8 protein-coding genes and 2 pseudogenes are annotated in these 7,023 nt (G+C 66.3%); 8 read left to right on the top strand and 2 right to left on the bottom strand.

Annotation, left to right across the window (positions count from 1 at the left end; translation table 11 throughout):
• Positions 1-351 precede the first annotated feature (351 nt).
• A complete protein-coding gene (locus ABZ260_RS43225) occupies positions 352-1,719 on the top strand; it encodes an IS110 family transposase (RefSeq protein ID WP_355629531.1) in 1,368 nt (455 codons plus the stop codon).
• A 254-nt stretch (positions 1,720-1,973) separates the two neighbouring features.
• Entirely contained in the window at positions 1,974-2,534 is a 561-nt protein-coding gene (locus ABZ260_RS43220) for an NUDIX hydrolase (protein WP_355629528.1), read from the top strand.
• Here the strand turns inward: ABZ260_RS43220 and ABZ260_RS43215 are convergent.
• Positions 2,515-3,465 (bottom strand): XRE family transcriptional regulator, encoded by a 951-nt coding sequence (locus ABZ260_RS43215; RefSeq protein ID WP_355629534.1) that lies wholly within the window; start codon positions 3,463-3,465, stop codon positions 2,515-2,517. The two genes, ABZ260_RS43220 and ABZ260_RS43215, sit on opposite strands and share 20 nt — an antisense overlap.
• Before the next feature lie 60 nt (positions 3,466-3,525).
• Positions 3,526-3,732 (bottom strand): annotated as a pseudogene (locus ABZ260_RS43210) (XRE family transcriptional regulator); the annotation flags it as partial.
• A gap of 120 nt (positions 3,733-3,852) precedes the next feature.
• Between ABZ260_RS43210 and ABZ260_RS43205 the strand changes: the two are divergent.
• The 6 genes and pseudogenes from ABZ260_RS43205 to ABZ260_RS43180 all read left to right on the top strand — a co-directional run.
• Positions 3,853-4,260, top strand: a complete 408-nt coding sequence (locus ABZ260_RS43205; protein ID WP_355629525.1) for a hypothetical protein — start codon at positions 3,853-3,855, stop codon at positions 4,258-4,260.
• A 143-nt stretch (positions 4,261-4,403) separates the two neighbouring features.
• On the top strand, positions 4,404-4,559 hold the full coding sequence (locus tag ABZ260_RS43200) for a hypothetical protein (protein ID WP_355629522.1): 156 nt from the start codon (positions 4,404-4,406) through the stop codon (positions 4,557-4,559).
• A 90-nt stretch (positions 4,560-4,649) separates the two neighbouring features.
• Positions 4,650-5,366, top strand: coding sequence for a GntR family transcriptional regulator (locus tag ABZ260_RS43195; protein ID WP_355629519.1), 717 nt, complete (start codon positions 4,650-4,652; stop codon positions 5,364-5,366).
• A gap of 119 nt (positions 5,367-5,485) precedes the next feature.
• Positions 5,486-5,935 (top strand): plasmid replication, integration and excision activator, encoded by a 450-nt coding sequence (locus ABZ260_RS43190; protein ID WP_355629516.1) that lies wholly within the window; start codon positions 5,486-5,488, stop codon positions 5,933-5,935.
• Positions 5,932-6,249, top strand: coding sequence for a hypothetical protein (locus tag ABZ260_RS43185; RefSeq protein WP_355629513.1), 318 nt, complete (start codon positions 5,932-5,934; stop codon positions 6,247-6,249). Before ABZ260_RS43190 ends, ABZ260_RS43185 begins: the two co-directional genes overlap by 4 nt.
• Positions 6,250-6,336: 87 nt before the next feature.
• Positions 6,337-7,023 (top strand): annotated as a pseudogene (locus ABZ260_RS43180) (cell division protein FtsK); the annotation flags it as partial.

Genomic DNA, 7,023 nt, shown 5'->3' with positions numbered 1-7,023 from the left:
GGATCTGTTCCTCGGGCTGACGGACCTGCCCGCCACGGAGGCGATCAAGAAACACCCGTGGCTCGAACGGCGAGCGCAGGCCGTCAGGAACTGAAGGGGACGCCGCGTCGGCGTGAAATGATCAGCGGCGAGGCTGGCCGTGACGCCGTTTTGTTCTTGGACCTCGCAAGGCCGCCATAAGTCTGGACGCCGGGGGCCGGTTTGAAGGGTTGCGTCCTGTTGCTGAGAGCACGCCGACCAGATTCGTCAATTCCCTCATCGTGCCCCCCGGCCGGCCTCACCCTACCCGTGTGTGATCGAGGAAGGTAAGGCCGGTCGATGGCCAGAGGTGCAGGCGATGCCGCGCACGAGATGGAGCAGATCGAAGAGCCAGGTGAGCTACTGACCCGGGTGGCGGCGATCGATGTCGCCAAAGACACCGGGATGGTGTGTACCCGGGTGCCGCACGAGTCCCGGGCTGGGCGCAAGGTCCAGAAAGTGTGGAACGTGGCGGCCCGCTACGACGAGATCGTCGCCTTGGCCGACCATTTGAGATGTCTGGGGATCGAGCGGGTCGTCCTCGAATCGACCGCCGATTACTGGAGGATCTGGTTCTACCTGCTGGAAGCGGCCGGGCTGCAGGTGTGGCTGATCAACGCCCGCGACGTGAAGAACGTCCCCGGACGCCCGAAAACCGACAAGCTGGACAGTGTCTGGTTGTGCAAGCTGAACGAGCGCGGCATGGTGCGCCCCTCGTTCGTCCCGCCACAAGACATCCGCGATCTTCGGGCGTTGACCCGGCTGCGGGCGGTACTGGTCACCGAGGGCTCTCGGCATCGCCAGCGAATCGAGAAGATTCTCGAAGACGCACTGCTCAAGGTGTCGGCTGTGCTGTCGGACCTGTTCGGGCACAGCGGCCGGCGGATGCTGGAGGCCTTGGTCGCCGGCCAGCGTAGTCCCGCCGTCTTGGCAGGACTGGCCGATCATCGGGTCCATGCCAGTAACCGGGAACTGATCGCCGCGCTCACCGGCCGGTTTCGGGATGTACACGCCACTGAGATCGGTATCTTGCTGGAGCTGATCGACACTTTGCAGGCCAAGGTCGAGCGACTGGATGAGGAGATCACCGCGCTGATCGACGCCCTGCCGGGAGCGGCGCCGGTGTGTACCGGCTGTGGACTGATCGGCGGCGTGCACGCTCCCGGCTGCGACAACGATGGTGAGCTTGTGCTGTCGCTGGTGCAGCGCCTGGATGAGATCACCGGCGTCGGCGTCACGTGTGCTCGCGTCATCATCGCCGAACTCGGGCTCGATGTCGCTGCCCAGTTTCCCACTCCGGCCCATGCCGCCGCCTGGGCGAAACTGATCCCGCTGGCCAATCAGTCCGGCGCCACCACCCGACCCGGCCGGGCCGGGAAAGGCAACCGCTGGCTACGCGCCGTCCTGGGTGCCGCGGCGATGGCCACCGCCCAAACCAAGGGCACCTTCCTTGGTGAGCGCTACCGGCGGATCCGGCGGCGCCGCGGCAAGAAGAAAGCCATGATCGCGATCGCCCGCAACATTCTTCAGATCGCCTACCTGCTGATCAGTGATCCAGGCCTGCGCTTCCAGGATCTGGGCGCCGACTACTTCGACACTCTCGGTCTCAAACGTCAGAGCCATAACAAGATCCGGGATCTGGAGCGGCTCAACCCCGGCATGAGGGTCGCCCTCGTTCCCATCGCGGCTTCCACCACCTGATCACACGTCGTCACCGATCACTCGTCCAACACCGCCGGAGGTCTCCGAGCAAACCCCGTATCGTCGCAGCTCTCCGTGATCTGGCGCCTGGGCGGGTGCCGGGTCGACGCCTGCTGCCTGTCTGTCCGTAGCTATTTCCGACCAGAACAATTCGGCAATCATCCAGGACGGCCTGATGTCCCTCGCCGGAACGAACTGCTGGCGCTGTGCTGATGCCCGTGTACGTCGGGGTTGTTGGGCGGTAACTTCGCTGTGTGGCTACCAACGAGGAGCAGACGCGCTGGATCGTCCACGGCGAGCGGCTGATCTACGACAACGAGTGGATCCGGCTCGGACTCGTTGATGTCGAGATCCCGGACGGGGAGCGCTTCGAACATCACGCGGTTCATCTGGGACGGGCGGCCATGACGGTGCTGGTCGACGAGCAGAACCGGGTGCTGATGATGTGGCGGCATCGGTTCCTGTTTGACCGATGGGGCTGGGAGCTCCCCGGCGGCCTCGTCGAAGTCGGGGAAGACCCGAAGGACACGGCTGCTCGTGAGGTGGAAGAGGAGACCGGGTACCGGCCCAAGGAGATGGAGCACCTGATCACGTTCCAGCCGATGGTGGGCATGGTCGACTCCGAACACCTGGTGTTCCTCGGCCGGGGGGCCGAGCTGGTCGGTGAGCCGGTGGGAGAGGTGGAGGCCGATCGGCTGGAGTGGATTCCGATGGCCCAGATCCCGGGCATGATCGCCCGTGGGGATGTGTGGAACTCCGGGGTGTTGGTCGGGTTGCTGTATGCGCGGGAGCGGCTTAACGGGAGCCGCGGGTAGCCGCTCGCATGAGTTCCTTGATGCGTCGTCCGTGCCGGCGAGAGCCGATCGTCGTGGCGAGTTGGTCGGCGCGGTAGAGGTGGGGTTGTGCGGCGTCCAGTTCCCCCATGGCCAGCAGAGCGTGGGCGAGGTCGCATCTGAGGCCAGCTTCGGCGCGGTTGTAGGTGCCGTCCATGCCCGCGAGGGCTGAACGGAGATCCTCGATGGTGTCGGGGTCGCCGAATCTGACGAGGCAGTTGCCGCGCCAGCGGGCGAGGTGGTGGGTGTTGAGAGAGACGTACGGCACGTGAGGGTCGGCGTCGTCTCCGGGCAGTAGCGCGGCGGCTTGATCCAGGGCGGTGCGGCAGGTGGCCTCGTCTCCGAGGATGGCGGCGGCTTCCGCTTCGGCGGCGGCGAGCCAGGTCCGTAAGTGGCCGGGGACGCGGCGGTCGTAGGTGGTGCGAACGTGCTGGAGGAGTTCGGTGGCTTCGGCCGGTCGTCCGAGGTCGATCAGGACGTATGCCTGCTGTCCGCAGGCGTAGGCGAGCAGAGCGGGGTTTTCGGCTTCGCGGGCGGCGGAGATGGCGTGCTCGTGGTGATCCCAAGCATCTGAGAGGGCGCAGGTGTCGAGGGCCTGCCATCCGGCGAGGGCTGCGGTCTCTGACAGTACGTGAGCGAGCTGGGCGCGGATGCCCGGCCGGATGGCGTGCCGGTGGACGCCTTCTAGCTGGGCGATCTGGGCGCGCATCTTGTCGGCGATGGCCGCGCCACCGAGTCGGCGGTCCATCAGGCGCAGGTTGTTGGTCTCGGTGGTGAGGATCATGACCATGGTGAGATCGATGGCGGCGGCGGCTTCGATCCGGGCCGTCAGCTCGTCGGCCTGCTCCTGGTGGCTGCCGCCGTGGTCACCTGTGGGGGAGGCGAGGTCGAGTGGGGCCAGACCGAAGAGCATGCGGGCGTGGTCGGGCAGGCCGAGGCCGGCGGCGATGCGCTCATAGACCTCCAGGTCGGTGACCTGGCGTTGTCCTCGGATGATCTGGCTGATGCGGCCCTGGGATATTCCGGTCGCCGTGCTGATCCGAACCTGACTGGCACCGCTGTACTTGACGGCGAGATTGAATAGTCCGGCTACGTCACGATTTTTGAGGATTTCTCTACTTGCTTCGTGATCCCAAATCCCCGCTGGAATCTGGATGGGGTCAAATGCGTTCCCGTGCATTCCGTCCTCCGGTCATCGGCTCCCGAAGTGGTGCATCGCTACAGGGCGAAACTCTATATCTCCCAGTGGTATATCCGCGTGGTATAGGAACGGAAAGTTCACCGGGACATTCTTTCCGGCATGACAACACCGGTTAAATGCACGGAGTGCGACGGGCGCGGATGGAAGATCGTCACCCGTCGTGGATGCGTGGCGGCCATGGGCCTGCGCCTGGAATTCTCGGCACACGAGGACTGCATCTACTGCGGCGGTATGGAACAGCTCGTCGAGATGTTCGAGTGGGAGGTGTTCACCACCGCCGGAACCGACAACCTCGGGCCGTGCGGAACCAGCTCGGGACAGGCCCCGTCGATGGACGCGCTCCGGATGGCGCTGCGCCAGATGGCACCGAACGCAGCGGCCTGGGGGCGCATCACCCACCGGGTTCGCGACTTCAGCGCCGTGCAGGACGACTGGTCGCGACAGGTGCTCTTCCACGCCACCGTGGACCCGGCCGGGTCGGTGCGTTTCGAGCGGCAGGAATCATGAACGAGAATCCTCCTCGGCGAGGAATTTCGTGCATGGCGCATCATCTCGTACCGGCTGCTCCCGGATGTGTGTCTTTGACCTGGAATAGGGCGCGGCGTTTCGGGCGGGTTCGGGTGGCGGCCTGGACCTGCCATGAGCACCGGGTGACGTTTTACGAATTGTGCGATGCGGGCGGCCTGTCATTCATCCGCAAGACGGTTCAGGACAAAAACCGCAGCGCCGTGCTTCATAGTGAGGCGTGGTCGCCTGCTCAGGCGCGGGTGGTGTGGATCAGGATTTTGGCGGGGCTGGCCCGGTAGCCGCCTGTGGCTGCTGCGCCTCCTGACAGGGCTGGCCTCAGCCGGTACTGTGCTTGTGCAGACAAGTGGAAGAGTGATCGGGCGGTTAAGATGAGCAGGGATTTCGCCCCTCCGAAGTATGCCCAGGTGATGGGCGCGATTCAGGAGCGCATCGAGGCCGGGCAGTACGCGGCCGGTGACATGCTGCCCTCTGAGACGCAGCTCGTCAGAGAGTTCGGCGTGGGCCGCACGACAGTGGTTCGGGCGCTTCAGACGCTGGCCATGCAAGGCTGGATCGAGCGTGAACATGGCCGCGGCTCGTTCGTGAAGGGCCGTCCCGAAAGTGCCGTTGATCGCATCCGACCGGGCCTGGCGGTGGCCGAGCAGGCCGAGAGCGGTGACATGGTCACCGAGGTGGCCCGGGTTCCGGCTCCCCGTCACATCGCTCGCTTGCTCAACGTTGAGGACAAGACGCCGGTGATCTCGCGTCGGCGCGTGGCCCGGCAGGGGGGCCGGCTGTCTGCGGTGGAGACCCTGTGGTTCCCGCTGGAGGTCGCGTTGGGCACCGATGTCGACAAGCCCGAACCGCTGGCGCGCGGGGTGCGTCATCACCTCCAGGCGGTCAAGCACCTGCGCTTCGATCACGTCACCGAGCGGCTGACCGCGCGCAACCCCACGAAGGAAGAGGCGGAGTTGCTCGGCTCCGCCAAGCCTGTTCTCGGGGTGCTGGCCACTGTGCATGACGCCGCTGGGAGTGTGCTCCTGGTGATGAGCGTGGCGCTCCCCGGTGACCTGCACGAACTCCAGGACGTCTACCAGGTGAGCTAAGCCTTCCCCGTCCACCTCGCTCATCCGCTTGTGCGGACAAGTGGGAGTGGGCTACTCTCAACTCAAGCGGACAAGTGAACAACCGGACATCTGGTTGCCGCTCGACGAGAGGAACCCCCATGGCCATCCAAGGCCCCATCCCGATCAGCTTCACGCAGGTCTTCCCGCACGGCTGCTACGTCGTCGGCGAGGTCGAGCAGGTCAAGGACTTCGACGCCTCCAGCAAGGGGCGCACGGTCTACGCCAAGGACAAGAACACCGGCGAACTCGTCTGGCAGGTCGCCGTGATGGACGCCGATCCGACCGTCAAGGCCGGCCAGAAGACGGTGGCGGTCAAGATCCTGTCCCCGACTCAGCCCGTCGTCCCGGCCGCGCTGCCGGGCCTGCCGTTCGTGCCGGTCGAGTTCGACGGCATGACCGTCACCGCCTACGTCGGCCAGAACACCGGCCGCCTGGCCTGGTCGATCCGGGCAACGGCGATGCGGGCTCCCCGCTCGGCTGCGGCTCCCGCTCGGCAGAGCGCTCCGACCTCGGCCAAGGAGACAGCCGGTAAGGACGTGGCCGCGTGAGTGAACACCAGCCCTACACCCGTGCCTCGATCTCGCTCGATGCGGACGGTACCCGGCTCGACATCTCGTTCCGTACCCCGGACCTGTCGGTCATGGCTCTGGGTGCCGAGAGCGGGCGGCCGTTCCTGAATCTGTCCACCGCGCAGGCACAGGTGGTGATCTCCACCACCGGCGGCGGACCGGTCACCGAACGGGACGTGACCCTCGCCCGGCAGCTCGCCGACGCCACCGCGCGCTACCTCGCCGACTGCGAGCGCCTGCACACCGAACAGTCCACCAACCCCGACCAGGCCGAGCAGGACAAGGCGGCCTGACACGTAAGCGGGGCCGCCAGAAGCGCCAACTTCCGGCGGCCCCTCGGTTCTCCCTCTCACGCGAATTCAAGGAAGGCCCCCAGCCTAATGTTCAAGAAACTGCCCGGCGACGAGGCGCAGAACCTCGTCTCCACCACCCCCGATACCGCCGTCGTCTTCCGCCCGGCCATCGTCCGTACCCCGGCGATCCTCACGATTCTGATCTTCACATGGCGGCTGCTGGCCGGTCTCCTGCGGCTGCTGTGGCGCCACCCGATCGCCTCGGCCGTCACCCTCACCCCCGGCGCGCTCACCTACTTCTACGGCTGGCGCTGGGGTCTCGGCCTCGTCGTCCTGGTTCCGCTCGGCCTCACCGCCTGGTGCCTCCTCGCGCGTCCGTCGTTCCTGCGTCTGGTGGGCTGGCGGCTGCTGGCCTGGTGGCGGCGGGTGTGGATCTACCGGCGGCACTGGCAACCGGTAATGATCATCTCCGGGCTCGGCCGTCACTTACGCGGCCGGGACTACCTGCCTCGCATCGTCCGCGTCACCTGCACCTCGTGGGCCGACCTGGTCACGGTGCGGATGCTCACCGGGCAGTCGGTCAAGGACTGGGCCGACCGTACCGACCACCTCGCCCACGGCTTCGGCGCTCGTTCCTGCCGGGTCTCCATCGCGCGCTCCGGCCGGCTGCTGCTCGTCTTCCCCCGCCGTGATCCTCTCGCCACTCCGCTTCCGGCCGTATCGGTCCCGGAGGAGGTCTCGGTGGGGCCGGTGGAGGTCGGCACGTGCGAGGAC

The sequence above is a fragment of the Streptosporangium sp. NPDC006013 genome, assembly GCF_040614275.1.
Taxonomy (GTDB): Bacteria; Actinomycetota; Actinomycetes; order Streptosporangiales; family Streptosporangiaceae; genus Streptosporangium.
Note: the sequence above shows the minus strand (reverse complement) of the source record. Positions and strands in the feature narration are given on the sequence as shown.

What these genes read in the sequence shown, in the direction of transcription:
- ABZ260_RS43215 (WP_355629534.1), bottom strand. Translation starts at nt 3,465, where the DNA reads ATGCTCTTCGGTCTGGCCCCACTCGACCTCGCCTCCCCCACAGGTGAC.
- ABZ260_RS43195 (WP_355629519.1), top strand. Translation starts at nt 4,650, where the DNA reads ATGAGCAGGGATTTCGCCCCTCCGAAGTATGCCCAGGTGATGGGCGCG.
- ABZ260_RS43190 (WP_355629516.1), top strand. Translation starts at nt 5,486, where the DNA reads ATGGCCATCCAAGGCCCCATCCCGATCAGCTTCACGCAGGTCTTCCCG.
- ABZ260_RS43205 (WP_355629525.1), top strand. Translation starts at nt 3,853, where the DNA reads ATGACAACACCGGTTAAATGCACGGAGTGCGACGGGCGCGGATGGAAG.
- ABZ260_RS43225 (WP_355629531.1), top strand. Translation starts at nt 352, where the DNA reads ATGGAGCAGATCGAAGAGCCAGGTGAGCTACTGACCCGGGTGGCGGCG.